Genomic DNA, 18,475 nt, shown 5'->3' on the forward strand with positions numbered 1-18,475 from the left:
TTACCCTATTTAGCTTCCACCAGTTCCTTGGCCAGTTTCTTGGCTGTAGTAAAGTCGGCCTTACCTGTACCAAGCTTAGGAACCTTTTCTACCTGGAAAGCTACAGAAGGTAACATTATGGGCGGGAAGTTATTGCTGGCGCGAAGCTCCGCAAGCACAGTTTTCGGTTCCTTTTCGCCCTGGTAAAGCAAAACGATCTTTTCGCCCTTGGCTGCATCGGGAACTGTGGTAATCAAATAATCGCAACCTTCAAGGACCGGAGTGTCCTGAATCTTCTTTTCGACGGCTCCGAGGCTGATCATTTCGCCTCCCAGCTTGGCAAAACGGCTATAACGGTCAACGATAGTCAAGAAACCATCCTGATCCAGGTAGCCCTTGTCCCCTGTGCGGTAATAACGAATTCCGTCAAGGTTGACAATAGCGGCCTTAGTGCGGTCCGGATCCTTCAGGTAGCCCTTCATGACCTGGCAACCACCTATCAAGATCATACCGGCTTCCCCGGTAGGCAACGGTTCGTTGGTCTCGGGATCAACAATCAGGAACTGGGTTCCGGGCAGAGCAGGACCCACGGTGCCAGGCTTGTTATTGAGCTGCATGGTGGTATAGTCATTCAGCAAGGTGTTTTCCGTATTCACGGAGGCCACCGGAGCGGTTTCGGTACAGCCGTAACCTTCAAAGATTTCCTTGCCGAACTTCAGGCGGAATGCGGTTGCCAATTCCGGACGCAGGGCTTCTGCACCGGCAATAATCAGGCGCACGGACTTGAATACCAGCGGGTGCACGTAACGGCTAACAGTAAAGGCGCGCAAGAAGGTGGGGGTCGCCACCAGGAACGAAACGTGGAATTCGCAGCAGACGCGAGCCATGGTCTTTACGTCGGTGGGGTCCGCCACGGTCACAATGGGGCAACCTTCCACCAGGTTCAGAATCGTGGTCACCGTCAGGCCGAAGCTGTGGAACAGGGGCAGTTCCGAAAGCATCACGTCACCGCGGCTCACATTCAAAATACAGGCCAGCTGCTGGATGTTACCCATCAGATTGCGCTGGGTCAGTTCGATGCCCTTAGGCGTACCTTCGGAACCGGAACTGAACACGATCACCGCATTGTCGTTCATGGAACGATGCTTGCAGAAAATCAGACGGATTAGCCAGCTGGGCATTACCACGCAAAGCAGTACAAGGGCGGCAATTTTAGGCTTGGGCAGCATCTTCATCAGGTCTTCGGCATAGAACAGTCGAACCTTGTCGCTTGCAATCTGGCTATAGTCGTTTCCCCTACCCTTCAGTTTCTGAATGAACTGTCTACTGGTTATGACCGTAGATACATCAGCCTTTTCACAGCAGAACTTTACGTTTTCTACAGAGGAGGTGTAGTTCAGGTTCACGTTGGTCTTGCCCATGACCCACAGGGCCAGGTTTACAATGACTCCAGCCGGACTAGGCGGAAGCATGATACCCACGTTCTGCTCGTTCTTATTCAACAGCTTCCACAGAAGTCCGCGGAACGCCATGACGGCGCCCATCAGCTTGTAGCCAGAAAAGTGGCCTCCGTCCGGGTTATAGATGGCAGGTCCGTTCTTCACATAGCGCTTGCAGGTACGAATCCAGGAGGCGGCAATGGGACGCAAGAAATTCACGGAATAGCGCCAGGCTTCAATAGAAATCTTACGGACGATGGCGCGGACTTCGTTAGGAGGTGTGGTGGCCGGAATCTTTTCGCCGAAGGCTACCGTCACGGAACGATCGGCAGAAGCGCCATACATGTTAGAGGAACTATAACTGTAGTTACTCCCCCACAGACCCTGAATATAGAACGGGATAATTTCGGCGTCAGTATCGTCAATGGCAGAAGAGTAATCGATATGGAAGGGGTCCACATGAGGTGACTTGGACACTTCGCCCGTGGGGAAAATGACCACAGCCTTACCAGCCAGCAGGGCCTCGTGAATGCGATCCATGGCAGGCTTGGGATTATTGTTGTCGATGCGGATATTGCCCAGACGCTTCAGAATAGAACGCAGGTACCACTTGTCGAAATGGTCCTTGTTGCTGGCGATACACAGCGGACGGGGGCTAGCCATCTGGAGCATGGCCCAGTCAATAAAGCTATGGTGATTACCCACCAGCAATACCGGACCTTCGTTGGGAATATTCTGCACACCCAGCACGCGAATCTTGTAACGGTTAAACACCAGGCGCAACACCGTGCGGATCATGGCCTGAGGCAAGTTGGAAATGGACCAGAGGAACACGCATGCAGAAATGACTGCAATTCCGAGGAAGTAGTACTGGGGCAGGATATCGGTATAACGGACCAGGTAAGAGAAAACAAACAGGAATCCAATCAAAACAATGGACTGGATCATATTGGAAAGGGCTAGAACGGAGCCCGAATTGTTGGGACGAGTGTTATACTGTAGAAGTGCGTTGACCGGCACCAGGAACAAGCCGCCAAAAAGTCCCGTCAAGGAATAAAGGACCACCAGGGCGAAGGGGTTCACCATGAACGGGACCAGGAACATGCAGATGGACACGCCAAACATACCGAGGGGAATGAATCCGGTTTCAATAAAATCCCTGGACTTGGCGGCAGCCACAATGGAACCCACCACAAGACCCACCACGGCAAATGCCAGGTAATCCTGCATCATGTTCAGGATCTGAGAGCCGGAAGCGTCCTGGAAAACCAGCACGAACACCTGGGCCAGAGCCCAGAACATAGAAAGGGCGATGATGGAACCACGGAGGGAGGGAACACGCCAGCCCAGACTCAAGTGCTTACGGACCTTGGCGATGTTCACATTGGGATTTTCATACTTTACCCTAGGCACCATAAAGCTGGCAATCGTACCAAGTACGCTAACCCCCGTCAAGATCCAGGGAATCACCACGGAATGGGACAAAATGCGGTGAACGGCCTCGTAAGAAACCAGGGAATCCAGGTTAATCAAGTTCACACCGACAATGGCAAGCCAGGAGGCGAATATCATGCCGCCCAAGCTGAAAATCTGCAGGAAGGCATTGGCGAAACTCAGATTACGAACGCCAAACATTTCCTTGAGGATGCCGTACTTTGCCGCACTATGAATGGCAAAACCACTGCTAAGGCCAATAGAAAGCCAGAACGCCACACGAGGGATGCCGCAAGTCACCAACACCGCCTGGGCAATGACAAAGCAAGTCATCAATAACGAGGACCATGCCAACACCTTATTCTTGGAGAACCTGTTGGTAAAGAATCCCGCAAAAAAGACCATCAAGATGTAAGGGGCGATAAAGAAAACCTGCAGCATAAAGGCCTGCCAGGTCTGTCCGCTTCCATCAGCCGTAAAGGAACCCGAAAGAATTTTCTGGGCGTAAATAAACACACCTGTCTGAACAAAAACTGTTGCAAGGATCGATAAGAAATATCGAACAGAACCTTTAACTTTCCACATTTTCCTATGCCTCAAATAAAAAAGAGCCGAAAATAGATTCGGCTCCTAAATCTAAAAAATTTGATATTCCCTATTTAATGAGGGATTCCAAATCCTTTACAGTTTTGGGGATATTTTCAGAAAGGTTACGGAAGCCCTTTTCTGTAATCAGCAGGTCGTCTTCGATGCGTATACCGATCTTCTCGTGGAACTTCTTTCCTCCGATATTTGCCCAAAATTCGCCATAAAGGCCAGGTTCGCAAGAAATCAGCATCCCCGGTTCCAGCACCACTTCCAGGGAACGGGTACCCGGTTCACCTTCATGGATCTGTTCGCCGATAAAATGGCTTACCCCATGGGGGCGGCGGTCATAAAGCAACTTGAACTTGCCCTTTGCGCCTTTCACAAGACGTTCATCCAGAGCATCCATGATGAAATCCCAGGGAATATTTCCGATTTCCTTGAGGCTTACGCCGGGGCGTACCGACTTCTGGTATTCCGTCTGGGCGTCCAGTACGATTTCGTACAACATTTTCTGCAACGGGTTGAACTTGCCGTTAACAGGAAGGGTGCGACTCAAGTCACTATGCAGGGAATTGTAGCGGATTCCGAAATCCAGGAGCACCAGGTCGCCATCCTGCAGCGGTTCATCCTTCTTGACATAGTGGAGGCAGCAGGCATTTGCGCCACCGGCCACAATGGTCGGGAAAGCCAAATCACCGTCGCTACGTTTTTGCATCTCATAGTCCAGCAAAAGGCCCAGCTGACGTTCATTCTTCAGGCTAGACATCTGGCCCAGCACTGCGCGGAATGCCTGGTCAGTAATGTTCTGGGCCACGCAGGCATCAGAAATGCGTTCCTTTTCCAGAGGCAGTCTCAGTTTCCAGTGAAGGCTAGCGGCACTCTTCAGCTTAAATCCCTTCAAACCCTCGCTGGCCAGGGCCTTCTTCATCTCCTTTCGGAACTGGTCGTTATGGTCATCGGGCCACTTTTCGAAATAGAACGCATAGGCGAAACCGGGATTGGGTTTCTTGCGGGCTCGCTCCACCACCGTATCCCAAAGTTCATCCAGGGGGCGAACGTCCTTGAAACCGGTCACCTTCTGCACATCGCGGTCCCCTTCCACATAGCCGAGACGTTTGCCGTTCCAGAATTCCTTGAAAGGATCCTTTTCAGGTACGAACAGGATTTCGGCCCCGTCCCTGGGGTCAAGCAGCAGATAGCACCCGGCCTGGTTGATTCCGGTCAAGTAAAGGAAGGCGGGTTCCTGGATCATCTTGTTCCAGGTTTGCACAAAGGCTTCTTCGCCACCCGGTTCCATGGGCATTCCGGCGATAACGCAGAAGGAATCCAGTTCCCTGAGCATGGCCTCCCGGCGTTTTTTGTAAAGGTTTCTGGAATTGTAGTCCTTAGAGGATATAAAAACTTGGGAATAAGGGTCGCAAACAGATTTTTTTTCGTTTAAAGACATTCTGAGCCTCAAAATCATTCATTTTTGCCACAAAATTTACGTTTTTCACATTCTTTTCGCCACAAAATATTATACATTTAGGCCATCACAGACCAAAATGGAGCCTGAACAAATGAAATTTTTTAAGAATTGGAAGTTGATTGTTGCAGCTATGACTGTTGCTATGTTTACCGCTTGCGCTGGTTCTAACGGTGGCAGCGACGATGAATACGAAGATGATTCCGATTCCCCGGCTGCAGTCCAGGGCGGCAGCAAGAAGAAGGCCGCTCCCAAGGAAGTAATCGACGAAAACAAGCTGAAGAAGACCGAACAGGAAGCTACCGCTCTCACCGAAGAGAACCACAAGCTCCGTAAGGAAATCTTCGAAGCCAAGAACAAGCTGGGTATGTCTACTGCCGACGACTCCGCCGCCGAATAATTGGCAAGAACATTGAATGAGCGAAATCAAGCGCTATTCCCTATCTGATGACCTGAAACGTACGATTTCAGGCGAGAATGAAGCGGTTTTCCGATTACTGGAGAGCCGTTTTTCTGTTGAGATACAGACCCGCCTGCCGGGGCTGACTATTATCGCCAAGGATCTGGATGAACACGGCAAGCCTGTACAGGGCGACATTGCCGGTGTTTTTGCCGTACTGGACCAGCTGAAGATGGCTGCCCGAAATGGCGGTGCAATCGGAGCTAGACAGGTGGAACGTCTTCTGGGACCCGTCGAACTGGGCGAACCTATGGACAATTCCATCCCCAGCACCCCCGTCTTCCGAAATCGCTTCGGTGTTTCCGTGTTTGCAAAGACCCAGGCTCAGGCCGAACTGGTGAAGGCGGTCGAACATAACGACGTCATTTTCGCCAAGGGGCCCGCTGGTACCGGCAAGACTTTCCTGGCTGTCACTCTGGCAGTGGCAAGCCTTGAACGCCATGAAGCCGAGCGCATCTGCCTGGTGCGCCCCGCCGTAGAAGCAGGTGAATCCTTGGGCTTTTTACCTGGCGACCTTAAAGAAAAGATTGCCCCGTATCTGCGCCCCATTCACGATAGTCTGGCCGAACTGCTCCCCGCAGAAAAGCTTCGCCGTTACGAAGAAACAGGCGCTATTGAAGTGGCTCCCCTCGCCTACATGCGCGGTCGAACCCTCAAGCGAGCCTTCATCATTCTTGATGAAGCCCAGAATACCACGCCCGAACAAATGAAGATGTTCCTGACCCGTCTGGGCCCTCACAGTAAGGCGATTATTACTGGCGATGCCACCCAGGTCGACTTGGCCAAGGGGCAAAAGTCAGGGTTGGTTCACGCTATGGATATTCTCAAGGGAATCCGGGGAATCGCTCAGGTTGACTTTACCGCCACCGACGTCCTTCGCCATCACCTTGTAAAAGACATCCTCCTCGCCTATCAGCAAAAAGAACGCTAAAAGGACTTTATAGAACATGACGAAAAAGCAGCTGAAAATTCACCTTATTATCGGTTGGGTTCTCGTTGTAGCCGCCGCCATTTTCCTCTTCCCCGACAAGAACATCGCCCTCCAGGCAGAACGTCCCCGTCTGGGTCAGGTTAGCCCCCGCACCATTGTGGCACCTATCAATTTCGAAGTGCCTAAGTCCCAGCAGGAAATTGAATCCGAAAAGGCTCGTGCAGCAGACAAAGTAAACGCCATTTTCGAGTTCAACAACGACGAAACCAACCGCGTGTACGAAGACCTGAAGGTGTTCCTGCACAAGTTGGCTCAGTACGGTTCCCTCCAGGCCCAGATTTCCCAGGCCAGTTCTTCCGAGGGTGGCGATTCCACCGTGCAGGTCAAGGTGGTTCAGGCATCCCGTGTCTATGAAATCGTAAAGCAGAGAATTTCCACTTCTGCCATCAAGCCCTTGAGCCAGAACGCCAAGGCCCGCGATTCCTTGCTTTCTGTGTTCAATCAGATTCTGCAGAAGGGTATTTCCAACACTTTGTTGGCAAGCTCCGAAACTGCAGCCCAGCTCTATAAGGACAATTACAATCTGCAGGATCTCAAGAGCATTATCTACAGCAAGCCCAACATCACCTTGCTCAAGAATAATGAAACATCCACCGTAGAAGTGGCGAACATTCAGCCTCTCCGCCGCCGCATCGACGAAGCATTCGCCCAGCTGCAAATGAGTTTCCCCAATGAACAGGGGCTCCTTAGCGCCTTCTATGAAACGTTGTTTGTTTTCATGATGCCCAACGTTTTCTATCTAGAAAAAGAAACTATGGCCAGCCGCGAAGAAGCTCGCAACAAGGTGACCCTCATTAAGGGCATGGTTCCCCGCGGCATGGAAATCGTGACTCAGGGCGCTCCCATTACCAAGGAAATTCTTGAAAAGATTGACGCACTTCAGCAGGCTCAACAGAAGGAAGAAAATTCCAAGACCTTTACCGCTATTTACGGTAACGCCTTGGTGTTTGTCATCATCATCACCATGTTCTTCCTGTTCTTCCTGAATATTCCCTCCCGCACCATGTTCAAGGACGCCCGCCAGCTTTGGAGTTTCACCTCGCTGGTCCTTCTGCAGCTGGTCGCTTTCTGGATTGTCCACAATCTTTCTGGAACGTTGAACCGGTCTGAATTGACTATCTTGCCTGAAAATTTTGACTTCATGTGGTTGTACCCGTTTGCATTGTCTCCTGTTATGGCGACCGTGCTTTTTGACCGCCGTCTGGGATTTGCCTTCAGCGCATTCTCGGCTCTTATTTTTGGTGTGCTGAACGGTTATGACCTTGCTGCTGCCATTTGCGCCTTCAGCGTGACCTTTGGCGCTACCTACCCTCTTGCTAGAATGCGCTATCGCGTTCAGTTTGTGTGGGGTATCCTTTCTGGCGTTATTGCCATGGCTGCAGCAATCTGCGTCATCTTCCTCCTGCGTAACCGTCTTTCCTTTGAAGCCTTCTACCAGAACATGATTGTCGGCGGCATGAACGTGATCATCTGTTCTTCCTTGGCCTCGGTGCTTTTGATCCATTTGATTGAACGTGTTTTTGGTATTACGACGGTTTTGACGCTTATGGAAATGTCTGACTTTAATCGTCCCGCATTAAAGCGCATCTCTGAAATCGCACCGGGTACGTTCCACCACAGCATTCAGGTTTCTAACCTGGCCGAAAAGGTTGCCGATAGTATCGGCGCAAATTCTCTGTTGGTCCGCGTCATGGCTCTTTACCACGATATCGGAAAAACCATGCGCCCTGAATACTTTACCGAAAATCAGAAGCAAGGTGTGAATCCCCATAACAATATTGACCCGGCTCAATCTGTTAAGATTATCGTGGAGCATGTGGAACAGGGTGCTAGCCTTGCCAAGGAATACAATATTCCTGACTTGGTGGCTGCCGGTATTCGCGAACACCACGGATCCTCTGAAATCAAGTTCTTCTACCACAAGGCGAAGGAACTGGCTGCAGAAAGTGGAGCGCAGGTCGACATCAAGGATTACAGCTACAAGGGTCCCAAGCCCCAGAGCAAGGAAACCGCAATCCTTATGCTGGCAGACATCATCGAAGCAACCAGCCGATCTATGACTGATACCTCCCCCGAAGCTCTGACCGCCATGATTCATAACACCATCGAAGGTCGATTCATGGAAGGTCAGTTCAACGAATGTAACTTGTCTGTGAAGGAACTGTTCAAGCTGGAACAGGCTTTCCTCACCAGCCTCGACGGAACATACCACACCCGAGTCAAGTATCCGGGACAGAAGTAGCGGATAGGTTAAAGCGTATAGTTTAAAGGTTAAAGGATAAAGGAGTCGTGGGCGATTAGCTGACGGCTCTTTTTTAGTGAACAGTGGATAGTGAAGAGCGGGTGTCATCCCGAGCGAAACGAAGTGGAGTCGAGGGATCTTGTGATGTAGATTTGATTTATGAGATACGAGCTGTGAGCGATGAGTAAGGCGCCTTCGGCGCGATTATCTAGCCCAAAGGAGCCGCAGGCTCCGTCCTCATACCTCAAACCTCATACCTAACTTAGGCGCCTTCGGTGCGATTATCTAGCCCAAAGGAGTCGAAGCTCCGTCCTCATACCTTGTACCTCACTCCTAAAAAATTTCACTTTTTTTCTCTTTCTCCCTTGACAAATATTTTTGCTTTTGTATATTTGGCTTCGTAATCGTGAAACGGTAGGAAACACAATGACAAAAAAGAATCTTGTTCTTATTGCTCTTGGAGTTATCTTGCTGGCAGTCGGTTTCATCTGTCTCGCTACTGGCCCTGCAGAAAACCCGATTTCCCTTACGGTTGCACCTCTTATTCTCTGTCTCGCCTACTTGGTGGTTATCCCTCTGGGAATTCTCTTGAAAGGCAAGAAAGAAGATAAGAACGACGTTCAGTAATTCTGAACACACCATTCGGGCGATTAGCTCAGCTGGTTCAGAGCGTCTGCCTTACAAGCAGAATGTCAGCGGTTCGAATCCGTTATCGCCCACTACCAATAAAACGGAAACGTTTTTGGGGTGGTAGCTCAATTTTGGTTAGAGCACCGGCCTGTCACGCCGGAGGTTGCGAGTTCAAGCCTCGTCTATCCCGCGAAAAAGACCTTCTCTTTTGAGAAGGTCTTTTCGTTTGTTGAACGTAGTGAAACAAACCAAGCCCCCCCCCCCGCTCAACGTCATGCTGAACCATGTCATGCTGAACTTGTTTCGGTATCTCAACATCTCAGCATCTCAACACCCCACCTGTATCCCCCTCAGTCCCGCCTCACGAAAAAAGCCTCCCGCAGGAGGCCCTTCGCTTGATCATTTGCGTCATCATCGCACTTGATCTTCAGCGTCCAAAGATTTTACTATCAGAATACTATACGGAACTTTTCCTGTTTGCGGTTCTTCTTTACAGACCTACCCATCACATCAAAAGATCTTGAAGGCAGCATTACGTTCAGCGGTTTGGCAACCACCCGTCCTGCGGACTGTCCGATAGACTCCACGTTAGACGAATCCACAACCGTAGTATCTGTCATCGAAGTATCCGCAACCAGGGTGTCACCGCCTGTAGAACCTTCTTCCACCTGGTCAAGCACCCAGACGCCAGATTCAATACTGCGGCTACGTTCGTCCTGGACAACGTTCTTTTCGGACGGCAACAGGTAAAGCTTGCTCTTGTAATTTTGCAGGTAATAAGCGTTAGAATTGCCTACCGGCGCAGACTCCAGCACATAACGCTGATGGGCACCGGCATTCCAGGAATAGGTACTCAGAACGACGCCTGCCGCGGTGGATTCATTAGGCACGTCAATGACGCGGTCGCCAAATTCAAAACGGTAGGTAACGGGGCTGTCCCCGATGCTCCAGATTTTCGCCACCGTTCCAGCGGCGGAGCAGTCCATCATCTCAAGGCCATTGCTTGCCGTAATGCCCATGCACTTATCGTCGGACATATACCTTACGCGGGCCTCCATAAAGAACTTCTCCTTAAAGATGTCCTGGTACATGGCTTCTACAATCTGGCAATGGATAATCAAATCCTCTTCGGAGTGAAGTTCTGAATCGTAATTCAGACCGTATGGCCAGAAATGCTGGGAATCGCCCTTGAGAACGGCGGTGGGATCCCCCGTCAGTTCCTTCAGCTTGGCCTGTGCGGTTTCGCCCTGAAAGACGCCGTCCTTAAGCATGGCGGTGTACTCGCTGGTGGTGCCCATACCCATGGTGTGACCCATTTCGTGCATGGCCGTGCGCACCTTCATGTAGGAGCGGTTCGATCCGAAGCGCATGGTGCCGTTATAGCTGGCGTCGGCGGTTTGCACACCCGTGTTATAATAGACCTCGATGTGCTTGGTCATATGGGTGTACTTGTTGTACATGTACACCGCGGAATCCATGGCGGCAGCAATATGCTCGTAGGCATCCAATTCATCGTCAGACGGATTCGCCACCTTGTTCAGGTGATAATCCACCTTGGCGAAAGCCCCGGACGACAAGAAAAAAAGGCCCGAAACAAAGGCCGAAACAAAAATTCGATTCATAACAACTCCGCCACCATACACCACCCCAAAATCTACTTTCATGCATATATTATCGCAAGTAAAAAACTTTTTTTTGTGATATACTGCGCACATAAACCGCATATTTTATAATTTAAAGACAAAATTTCAAATATAGGAGTGAGCCTAATGAAGGCTAAAGTTATAGTATGCAGCCTAAGCCTGGCTGCTTTCGCCGCACTCACAGGATGTGCAGGAAACCATGGTCCACTGAACAATTCCATAGGTAAGACCGAGGCCACGATGGCTGTGGCCCGCGAAAACAGCGTCAACCCCACCGCCACTGCAAGCGCCACCGCCAAGATTGATTCCGCCAGGGTTCTAAAAGAAGCCGGCGAAGATGAGCAGGCTCAGGTTCTTCTTGAACAGAGTGAACTTGAATTGCTGTTGGCAATTGCTACTAGCGAACGCGATGCCGCCAAGGCCGAAGACCAGAAGGTTGAAGCCGATTTGCGAGCCGACGTAGAACGTAAGCTCCTCTACCAGAGCATTCTCGACAAGGAAACCAATAAGGAAGGAGCAGCCAAGTAATGAACAAGAAAATTTTAGCACTGGGTATTCTGGCTGCATCCATGAGTTTTGCCGCCGAAGCTGATGTCGCAAGTCAGCCCGCCCCCACCGCTTCCGAAGTTTGTGAAGCCGCCCTCCAGGACACCAAGGCTTCTGCACCGGCAAACGCTATTTCTGCAAAGCTTACCCTCGCCCACGCCTACGGCACCCTCAACGAATTGAAGGCTGTAGAAATTGACGACCTGAATTCCGAACAGATTCCCCCATTGGCCGCTAAGTGCCAAAAGTACGCCGAAATCGCCAAGATGCAGGCCGAAACCCAGACCTTGCGCAACCATATCGCAGAAAACTGGCAGAAACGCGCCGCCACAAACCGCTCCATCGAAGCCATCCAGGAACAGATCGCCAACGCCCGCAGCGGCAAGATGTCTAGCCTGGCCGCCGACCTCGAAGCAGAAAAGGCCCGCCTAGCCCAGTCTAACGAAGATGCCAAGCGTCAGCAGGAACGTCTCCAGGCAGAAATGCAGCAGAACCAGGAAAAGTTCCAGGCAGAAGCTGCAGCCCAGGAAGCCGCCCTGAAGGCCGCCAGCGAACGTGAAGCGGAACTGCAGAAGCAGCAGGCCGAACTCCAGAAGAAGCTGGCCGAAGAACAGGCCGCCCTGGAAGCCGAAAAGAAGGCTCTTGCCGAAGAGCGTGCCAAGGCTGAAGCCCGCCAGCAGGATGCCATGAACAAGCTGAACGAACTCCAGTCCAAGCTGATCCAGGTGTCCAAGGACGCCCGCGGCATTATCCTTTCTATGTCCGACATCCTGTTTGACGTGAACAAGGCCACCCTCAAGTCCGATTTGAAGACCAGCCTGGCCAAGGTCGCCGGTATTCTCTCCGTATACCAGCAGTTTAACGTGTCTATCGAAGGTAACACCGACAATACCGGTTCCGAAGAACATAACATGAAGCTCTCTCAGCAGCGTGCCGACAACGTGATGAACTTCCTGGTCGAACAGGGTATCGAAGCCGGCCGTCTGACCGCCAAGGGCCTGGGCATGAGCATGCCTATCGCCGACAATTCCACCAAGGAAGGCCGCCAGAAGAATCGCCGCGTTGACCTGGTTATCCAGGACAAGGCCCTGCAGGCTCAATAAATCACATATTTTGGCGGGAAACGTTTCCAAAATGGCTCAAATTTTCTAAATTCTCGCCTGTAATCTTAAACCGGCGGCGCAAGTCGCCATTACAAAAACAAGAGGTAAAAAATGGCAGTTTCTTATAAGGAACTCGGCTTGGTTAACACCAAGGAAATGTTTGCTAAGGCTGTTGCTGGTGGCTATGCTATCCCGGCTTTCAACTTCAACACCATGGAACAGATGCAGGCTATCGTTCAGGCTTCCGTCAAGCAGAAGTCTCCGGTCATCATGCAGGTTTCTAAGGGTGCTCGTAACTATGCAAACGGCACCATCCTCCGCTACATGGCTCAGGGTGCTGTTGAATACGCCAAGGAACTCGGCTGCGCAAATCCGCAGATCGTTCTCCACCTCGACCACGGTGACTCCTTCGAACTGTGCAAGGACTGCATCGACAACGGTTTCTCTTCCGTTATGATCGACGGTTCTCACCTCCCGTACGAAGAAAACATCGCCCTCACCAAGAAGGTTGTTGAATACGCTCACGCTCACGACGTTACCGTCGAAGCTGAACTCGGTGTTCTCGCTGGTGTTGAAGACGAAGTTTCCGCTGAAGAATCTCACTACACCAAGCCGGAAGAAGTCGTTGACTTCGCTACCCGTACCGGTTGCGACTCCCTCGCTATCTCCATCGGTACCTCTCACGGTGCTTACAAGTTCAAGCCGGAACAGTGCACTCGCAACGCTGACGGCATCCTGGTTCCGCCTCCCCTGGCATTCGACGTTCTCGAAGCCATCGAAAAGCAGCTCCCGGGCTTCCCCATCGTTCTCCACGGTTCTTCTTCCGTTCCTCAGGACGAAGTTAAGACCATCAACGAAAACGGCGGTAAGCTCCCCGATGCAGTTGGTATTCCGGAAGAACAGCTCCGCAAGGCTTCCAAGTCTGCAGTTTGCAAGATCAACATCGACTCCGACAGCCGTCTCGCTATGACTGCTGCAGTTCGCAAGTACTTCAACGAACACCCGGATCACTTCGACCCGCGTCAGTACCTGAAGCCGGCTCGCGAAAACATGCAGAAGATGTACGAACACAAGATCGTCGACGTTCTTGGTTCTAACGACAAGCTTTAATAGTTAGCGAGCACCGCTCGCTTAACTAAAAAGTTGAAAAGGTCACTTGGTTTCTAACCAAGTGGCCTTTTTTCACAAAGAGACCGCTCGAGCAAATCCGCGGGTTTATAAAACCTCCGGTAGCTCTCGCTCTCAAAAAGGCGCTCGGTTCCACCGAGTGCCTTTTTTTTCACAAACTGTGCCGTGGGACACGATTTTCACCACGAATAATAGAATCAGCATAACTTAATGGCGGTTCAAAGCAAGCTCGTCCAAACGAGCCCTAAACTTTATGATGGATAAACAGATTGCATTCTGCATATAAGTTTATAGACAACTGCGCATGGCCACCACGGTGGTTCTTGAGATACCATTCGAATTTAGGATTGAATATGCTCCAGTCGGTCGGCTTTCCATTTTCGTCGAGAGTCGTCGATGGCACTACTGGTGCCGAGGCGTCCTCGGGCATGTAGCGGCCCAGGCCCTGCGGCATGTTGACGCCTCCAGCGTCCATATCGCCTATACTGCAAACTCGTGTGCTTTCCATCCTGAACTCCACCGGCATTCCTCTCCAATCATAGGAAATTTTCATGCGTTTGTGAATAGTGCGTTCAAAAATTCACTAAACACCTATCTTTTGAACGATTTTATGTCATGAAACAAAATCTGACTGACGAATTTTTACAAAAAATTTTATCTATATTGGGGTTATGCAGATTTTCCATGGAAGTACACAAATTGTTGAGCATCCAGAAGTAAGAGTCTCAAAGTACAACAAAGACTTTTATTTCGGTTTTTACTGCACTTCCATCGAACAACAGGCGATCCGATGGGCGACTCGATTTGGTGAAGGCTTTGTGAACGTCTATGATTATAAAGAAGACCCTTCTCTAAATATTCTAAGATTTGAAAAGATGACCGACGAATGGTTGGACTTTATCGTCGCCTGCAGACAAGGCGTCAAACACGATTATGACGTTATTGAAGGGCCCATGGCGGATGACACCATCTTTAATTACGTCCAAAGTTTTCTAGATGGGACCATTTCTAGGGAAGCATTTTGGGACCTGGCTAAATTCAAGTACCCAACACACCAGATTTGCTTTAGCACCCAGAACGCAATTAGTTCATTGACCTTTGTAACAGCGAGGGAAGTTCATGATTAAGAATACAGCTTTATTCTATACATGCAGCCTCATTGAGTACATTGGACGAATAACGAAGAACGAGCGATCTCGTGTTGTTGAACTACTCGGAAAAGATGTCGACCGAATTTACAATTATCAGGATGTATTTCACTGCGAACCCATCGAAAAAGTGGCCGACGACTTTATTGTCAGGAACAACATACCATTGGGATCATTTGACAATATAGCCAGCTGCAAATACACTGTGCCCGACTATTGGGACATCGGGGATGTCTTCGCACGTCTTGTAGAAGACAACTTTGCTCAAAAAGACTCCATTTCTGGAATCAAAGAAATTTTCAGGTCCTGGCTTGCGGCAAAGATTTCAAACTACAATTCCGACTTGTTTTACCAATCTCGAGAATATATCGACGCGTGCTACAAGAACGGAGAAATTTTGGCTGCATAATCACCTGCCGGAACCGTCGTACGCGACTTACTTTCCATCCTGAACTCCACCGGCATTCCTCTCCAATCATAGGAAATTTTCAGGGGTTTGGACAAAACGACGTATTAACTCATCACATTTTTTTCATATATTTACAGACATGGCAGATGAAGAACTGAAAAAATACAGGCTATCATCCATGGAGGAGCCTTCCGACGAAATGCTGGAAGCCCTTATGGAAAAGGTCGGTGCAGCAGCACGTGAATCCTCCCGCAAGGCAGAAGAGGCTATGGATCGTATGCGTGCAGAAGTCGCTTCAAATATCGCCCAGAAAAAATTACGTCTTGGTTTGCTATGAGCGAAAAGAAACCGACACTATGCATTGTTGCCGGTCCAAACGGTTCCGGAAAGACTACTACGACCATTCAGTTGCTTGAAAATGAATGGGCCGCCGATAGCGTCTATATCAACCCGGACAACATCGCCCAAGAAATGTTCGGAAACTGGAATTCCCCCGAAGCAGTGCTAAAAGCAGCTCAGCATTCTACCGAGCTTCGCTACAAATGCCTTGAAGAAAAGAAAAACTTCGTCTTTGAGACCGTTTTTTCCTCAGACGAGAAGCTTGAATTCATACGCAAGGCAAAAGATGCAGGGTTCTTCATACGATTTTTCTTTGTATGCACAGAAAAGCCGTCGATTAACGTTCTTCGTGTAACAAACCGTTTCCTCACAGGCGGCCACGAAGTCCCTATTTCTAAAATCGTGACCCGCTACTACAAGTCACTAGCGAATGCTGCCGTCGCAATTTCCATAGTAGACAGAGCTTACATCTACGACAATTCCGTCGACAATCAGTTGCCTAAGCTGATTTGCAGAATGGTTGACGGAGCCTTGTATAAGCAGTACGCCGAGATATTGCCCAATTGGGTTCAGGAACTGCTGTAATCAAGGCACTGTAACCCTAGGACATTCTTGCAATTTAAAAGGGCCGCACCAATGAAGGCGCGACCCTTGTTTGTAGTGATAGTTATGGTTTTTCCTTAAGAGTATTACGCTTGACCATTGTTGTTTCTGAATCTTTTTTATTCACCTTTAATTTTTTCATATTTTCATCAAACAAATCATCCTCAGGATTATGAATAAAATCATGATTTAAATACTTATCCATTAAAATGAATTTCTCATCACGAGGTTTATTCATCAAAGCTCTGTCAAACTCATCATCATGTTCGTAATCAAATAATGTTCCACTTTTCATTTGTGCCGATACAACATCTGCATTTGTTTTCCAACCATGAGAATGCATCAACACAAATATCAACCAAAAGAAAAACGGCGGAACAAAAGACCAAACACAAATCTTTGGACATGGATCAAAGATGAGAATGTACGTTACCGAAAAAAAGACATATGCCAAAATATATAAGATACACCTTTTCATATCAAATCACTCTTTTTCAACTATAATGTCACCAACATCAACCCTACCACCGCCAAGACCTTCCGCAAACTCTTCTGCAGCACGTTGTGTCGGGAATGAATTACAATCTCCTCCATTGTTACAATTTGCGAAGCTGTTGTTAAAATCTTCAATAAAAGCTTCATCATCGGCTTTTGAATACAAATCTGAAGCACCAAGCAAGGCATCAAAAGCATTTAAGCCGACGGCCATTGTCTTTCCAACAGCTGCTGATCCTTCAATAATAATTCTTTCCGTAACATGCTGAACTCCGGCTTCTCCTATTCCAATAGAAGCTCCACCAAGTCGATTTGTTCCCCCTGTAACAAATCCTTTTGTAGCGCCATATAAAGCAGTCGATCCTCCAACAAAAGCAGCTGCTGCCGTACCTGTTGTCAAAAGATATGCACCAACAATGGAAGCTGCAGCAACAGCAAAGTCTCTTATCACCCATCCGACAGTAGCTTCGCTATAGCTCATTGGACGAATCTTATAAGATCCCCCTCGTTGCCTTACCATATAATTGCCCTTATTGTCAACACTTGAAATCGGATTCACTCCATTCCCCGCATACAGATACGGACTAGCAAACTGACGAGCCGGATCCACACTCACCCACAATCCGAGCATGGGGTCGAGATATCTTGCGCCGAAGTAGTTCAGCTCGGTTTCGTCGTCGCGTTCCTTGCCTGTAAACGTTTCCGTCACCTTATCGGCGGGTTCCATCAAGTCCACCTGCTCGCCAAATGGCGGACAGCAATTAGCAACTTGTTGCTTAAAAAAGGACAACGGATACATTTAAGGGGTGCACCAAAAAAATACTAATCAATATTCAACCCAATTATTTCTTTTCATTTTCCTTCCCATATCGAACTAATTCATAAAAAAATCTAGACATATTAAATAGAAAAACTAAAGAAGTTGTGTAAATACTAATTCCTTCAGCAATTCTGGAATCGTTCATACAAGCTCCTAAAAATGCTGGACCAAAAAAAGAAAAACAAAAAACGGGGCCTACTAGTATTTGTAAAAAAAAATGCCAAAACTTACGATTTTTAGTTTTATTCAACGCCGAAACATGTATTTGAAACACAACAGTAAAAGGAATACTTGCAATAAAATAAATCATTCGGCAAATTCCTTATTCCATTCTGACGTTGTACATTGGTCAAGAACGAATCCAGCAGCACCACCAACAGCACCACCGATAGCTTCCGCAGAGGAAGGAGCAACATAGCCCGCAGGAGCAGCTCCACCCAATAATTCTGTAGCACCAGCGCCCATCATTGCTCCGAACGCAGTTGTCACGAACCCTTTAGTAAAATCTTCAGCAACTTTATCTCCATCAAAACCTTCAAGTTTTTCTGACCCTAGAATTTCAGCAAATGCCGTTGAGCCACCACTAGTTAATCCTCCAACAAGACCACCTAAAAGTGTAGCCTTAAGAAGACCTCCATTGATACCCACAGCTCCGGCAGCAACATAGGCGCCATACGTAACCACGCCTACAATAGTTTCTGTCACGGGATTGTAATTCTCTCCACTAACTCGCCTATATTCAGCCTGAGCATCCCACGATGCAGCAACACCTGTCCCAACACCAACCAACAAACCAAAAGGATTAAAGGCTTTCCCATCATCATCCACCCCATTCACGGGATTCACTCCATTCCCCGCATACAAATACGGGCTTGCGAATTGTCGCTTGGGGTCCACGCTTGTCCACAATCCGAGCATAGGATCCAGGTATCTTGCGCCGAAGTAATTCAGCTCGGTCTCGTCGTCGCGTTCCTTGCCTGTAAACGTTTCCGTCACCTTATCGGCGGGTTCCA

At 49.1% G+C, this 18,475-nt stretch carries 19 protein-coding genes and 2 tRNA genes; 13 read left to right on the forward strand and 8 right to left on the reverse strand.

The window, feature by feature from the left end; translation table 11 throughout:
• Nucleotides 1–5: 5 nt before the first annotated feature.
• Entirely contained in the window at nt 6–3,437 is a 3,432-nt protein-coding gene (locus B7992_RS04485; protein ID WP_073161000.1) for an MFS transporter, read from the reverse strand.
• A gap of 70 nt (nt 3,438–3,507) precedes the next feature.
• A complete protein-coding gene (locus B7992_RS04490) occupies nt 3,508–4,887 on the reverse strand; it encodes an aminopeptidase P family protein (protein WP_176421851.1) in 1,380 nt (459 codons plus the stop codon).
• A 112-nt stretch (nt 4,888–4,999) separates the two neighbouring features.
• Here B7992_RS04490 and B7992_RS04495 point away from each other — a divergent pair, with 112 nt between their 5' ends.
• The 6 genes from B7992_RS04495 (at nt 5,000) to B7992_RS04520 (ending at nt 9,418) form a co-directional block, all read left to right on the forward strand.
• Nucleotides 5,000–5,305 (forward strand): hypothetical protein, encoded by a 306-nt coding sequence (locus tag B7992_RS04495; protein WP_073161095.1) that lies wholly within the window; start codon nt 5,000–5,002, stop codon nt 5,303–5,305.
• Nucleotides 5,306–5,321: 16 nt separating this feature from the next.
• Nucleotides 5,322–6,296, forward strand: coding sequence for a PhoH family protein (locus B7992_RS04500; RefSeq protein ID WP_073160996.1), 975 nt, complete (start codon nt 5,322–5,324; stop codon nt 6,294–6,296).
• 16 nt (nt 6,297–6,312) lie between these two features.
• The gene (locus B7992_RS04505; protein WP_073160995.1) at nt 6,313–8,598 is read left to right on the forward strand and encodes an HD family phosphohydrolase; all 2,286 of its coding nucleotides are present in this window, start codon (nt 6,313–6,315) and stop codon (nt 8,596–8,598) included.
• A gap of 426 nt (nt 8,599–9,024) precedes the next feature.
• Nucleotides 9,025–9,225 (forward strand): hypothetical protein, encoded by a 201-nt coding sequence (locus tag B7992_RS04510; RefSeq protein WP_073160993.1) that lies wholly within the window; start codon nt 9,025–9,027, stop codon nt 9,223–9,225.
• Nucleotides 9,226–9,242: 17 nt separating this feature from the next.
• A tRNA-Val gene (locus B7992_RS04515) sits at nt 9,243–9,317 on the forward strand.
• Nucleotides 9,318–9,342: 25 nt separating this feature from the next.
• Nucleotides 9,343–9,418, forward strand: a tRNA-Asp gene (locus tag B7992_RS04520).
• 259 nt (nt 9,419–9,677) lie between these two features.
• Here the strand turns inward: B7992_RS04520 and B7992_RS04525 are convergent.
• Nucleotides 9,678–10,850 carry an RICIN domain-containing protein gene (locus B7992_RS04525; RefSeq protein ID WP_254917612.1) on the reverse strand — a complete coding sequence of 391 codons (1,173 nt, stop codon included), beginning with the start codon at nt 10,848–10,850 and terminating at the stop codon, nt 9,678–9,680.
• 147 nt (nt 10,851–10,997) lie between these two features.
• Between B7992_RS04525 and B7992_RS04530 the strand changes: the two genes are divergently transcribed.
• The 3 genes from B7992_RS04530 to B7992_RS04540 all read left to right on the forward strand — a co-directional run bounded on the left by B7992_RS04530 (nt 10,998) and on the right by B7992_RS04540 (nt 13,630).
• Complete coding sequence (locus B7992_RS04530; protein ID WP_073160991.1) at nt 10,998–11,399, forward strand: DUF4398 domain-containing protein; 402 nt, start codon at nt 10,998–11,000, stop codon at nt 11,397–11,399.
• Nucleotides 11,399–12,520 (forward strand): OmpA family protein, encoded by a 1,122-nt coding sequence (locus tag B7992_RS17100; protein ID WP_254917613.1) that lies wholly within the window; start codon nt 11,399–11,401, stop codon nt 12,518–12,520. The genes B7992_RS04530 and B7992_RS17100 overlap by 1 nt, the downstream gene beginning before the upstream one ends.
• A gap of 111 nt (nt 12,521–12,631) precedes the next feature.
• Entirely contained in the window at nt 12,632–13,630 is a 999-nt protein-coding gene (locus B7992_RS04540) for a class II fructose-bisphosphate aldolase (protein ID WP_073237255.1), read from the forward strand.
• A 262-nt stretch (nt 13,631–13,892) separates the two neighbouring features.
• Here the strand turns inward: B7992_RS04540 and B7992_RS04545 are convergent, their stop codons facing one another.
• Complete coding sequence (locus B7992_RS04545) at nt 13,893–14,156, reverse strand: hypothetical protein (RefSeq protein ID WP_176421852.1); 264 nt, start codon at nt 14,154–14,156, stop codon at nt 13,893–13,895.
• Between the two features lie 163 nt (nt 14,157–14,319).
• On the opposite strand from B7992_RS04545, the gene B7992_RS04550 reads away from it, so the two are divergent.
• The 4 genes from B7992_RS04550 to B7992_RS04565 all read left to right on the forward strand — a co-directional run bounded on the left by B7992_RS04550 (nt 14,320) and on the right by B7992_RS04565 (nt 16,129).
• Nucleotides 14,320–14,775 carry a DUF3990 domain-containing protein gene (locus tag B7992_RS04550; RefSeq protein ID WP_073160985.1) on the forward strand — a complete coding sequence of 152 codons (456 nt, stop codon included), beginning with the start codon at nt 14,320–14,322 and terminating at the stop codon, nt 14,773–14,775.
• Entirely contained in the window at nt 14,768–15,205 is a 438-nt protein-coding gene (locus tag B7992_RS04555) for a hypothetical protein (RefSeq protein ID WP_073160983.1), read from the forward strand. Before B7992_RS04550 ends, B7992_RS04555 begins: the two co-directional genes overlap by 8 nt.
• A gap of 139 nt (nt 15,206–15,344) precedes the next feature.
• Nucleotides 15,345–15,542 (forward strand): hypothetical protein, encoded by a 198-nt coding sequence (locus B7992_RS04560; RefSeq protein WP_088658768.1) that lies wholly within the window; start codon nt 15,345–15,347, stop codon nt 15,540–15,542.
• On the forward strand, nt 15,539–16,129 hold the full coding sequence (locus B7992_RS04565) for a zeta toxin family protein (RefSeq protein WP_073284913.1): 591 nt from the start codon (nt 15,539–15,541) through the stop codon (nt 16,127–16,129). The genes B7992_RS04560 and B7992_RS04565 overlap by 4 nt, the downstream gene beginning before the upstream one ends.
• A gap of 82 nt (nt 16,130–16,211) precedes the next feature.
• On the opposite strand, the gene B7992_RS04570 is transcribed toward B7992_RS04565, so the two are convergent.
• From B7992_RS04570 to B7992_RS04585, 4 genes are all read right to left on the reverse strand, one after another.
• Complete coding sequence (locus B7992_RS04570; protein ID WP_175552197.1) at nt 16,212–16,496, reverse strand: hypothetical protein; 285 nt, start codon at nt 16,494–16,496, stop codon at nt 16,212–16,214.
• A gap of 135 nt (nt 16,497–16,631) precedes the next feature.
• Nucleotides 16,632–17,441: an RHS repeat-associated core domain-containing protein gene (locus tag B7992_RS04575; protein ID WP_083539695.1), complete on the reverse strand. Its 810-nt coding sequence runs from the start codon at nt 17,439–17,441 to the stop codon at nt 16,632–16,634.
• Nucleotides 17,442–17,484: 43 nt separating this feature from the next.
• A complete protein-coding gene (locus tag B7992_RS04580; RefSeq protein ID WP_073160973.1) occupies nt 17,485–17,772 on the reverse strand; it encodes a hypothetical protein in 288 nt (95 codons plus the stop codon).
• Nucleotides 17,769–18,475 (reverse strand): RHS repeat-associated core domain-containing protein (locus B7992_RS04585; RefSeq protein ID WP_141100371.1); only part of this gene is annotated, 707 nt, incomplete at its 5' end. The genes B7992_RS04580 and B7992_RS04585, both read right to left, overlap by 4 nt.

Origin of the sequence: Fibrobacter sp. UWH1 (assembly GCF_002210365.1) — a bacterium.
Taxonomy (GTDB): domain Bacteria; phylum Fibrobacterota; class Fibrobacteria; order Fibrobacterales; family Fibrobacteraceae; genus Fibrobacter.

Excerpts from the sequence above, each read along its gene's own strand:
- B7992_RS04485 (WP_073161000.1), bottom strand. The coding sequence starts at position 3,437 with ATGTGGAAAGTTAAAGGTTCTGTTCGATATTTCTTATCGATCCTTGCA.
- B7992_RS04550 (WP_073160985.1), top strand. The coding sequence starts at position 14,320 with ATGCAGATTTTCCATGGAAGTACACAAATTGTTGAGCATCCAGAAGTA.
- B7992_RS04555 (WP_073160983.1), top strand. The coding sequence starts at position 14,768 with ATGATTAAGAATACAGCTTTATTCTATACATGCAGCCTCATTGAGTAC.
- B7992_RS04545 (WP_176421852.1), bottom strand. The coding sequence starts at position 14,156 with ATGGAAAGCACACGAGTTTGCAGTATAGGCGATATGGACGCTGGAGGC.
- B7992_RS04575 (WP_083539695.1), bottom strand. The coding sequence starts at position 17,441 with ATGTATCCGTTGTCCTTTTTTAAGCAACAAGTTGCTAATTGCTGTCCG.
- B7992_RS04495 (WP_073161095.1), top strand. The coding sequence starts at position 5,000 with ATGAAATTTTTTAAGAATTGGAAGTTGATTGTTGCAGCTATGACTGTT.
- B7992_RS04560 (WP_088658768.1), top strand. The coding sequence starts at position 15,345 with ATGGCAGATGAAGAACTGAAAAAATACAGGCTATCATCCATGGAGGAG.
- B7992_RS04505 (WP_073160995.1), top strand. The coding sequence starts at position 6,313 with ATGACGAAAAAGCAGCTGAAAATTCACCTTATTATCGGTTGGGTTCTC.
- B7992_RS17100 (WP_254917613.1), top strand. The coding sequence starts at position 11,399 with ATGAACAAGAAAATTTTAGCACTGGGTATTCTGGCTGCATCCATGAGT.
- B7992_RS04580 (WP_073160973.1), bottom strand. The coding sequence starts at position 17,772 with ATGATTTATTTTATTGCAAGTATTCCTTTTACTGTTGTGTTTCAAATA.
- B7992_RS04530 (WP_073160991.1), top strand. The coding sequence starts at position 10,998 with ATGAAGGCTAAAGTTATAGTATGCAGCCTAAGCCTGGCTGCTTTCGCC.
- B7992_RS04490 (WP_176421851.1), bottom strand. The coding sequence starts at position 4,887 with ATGTCTTTAAACGAAAAAAAATCTGTTTGCGACCCTTATTCCCAAGTT.
- B7992_RS04540 (WP_073237255.1), top strand. The coding sequence starts at position 12,632 with ATGGCAGTTTCTTATAAGGAACTCGGCTTGGTTAACACCAAGGAAATG.
- B7992_RS04525 (WP_254917612.1), bottom strand. The coding sequence starts at position 10,850 with ATGAATCGAATTTTTGTTTCGGCCTTTGTTTCGGGCCTTTTTTTCTTG.
- B7992_RS04510 (WP_073160993.1), top strand. The coding sequence starts at position 9,025 with ATGACAAAAAAGAATCTTGTTCTTATTGCTCTTGGAGTTATCTTGCTG.
- B7992_RS04500 (WP_073160996.1), top strand. The coding sequence starts at position 5,322 with ATGAGCGAAATCAAGCGCTATTCCCTATCTGATGACCTGAAACGTACG.
- B7992_RS04565 (WP_073284913.1), top strand. The coding sequence starts at position 15,539 with ATGAGCGAAAAGAAACCGACACTATGCATTGTTGCCGGTCCAAACGGT.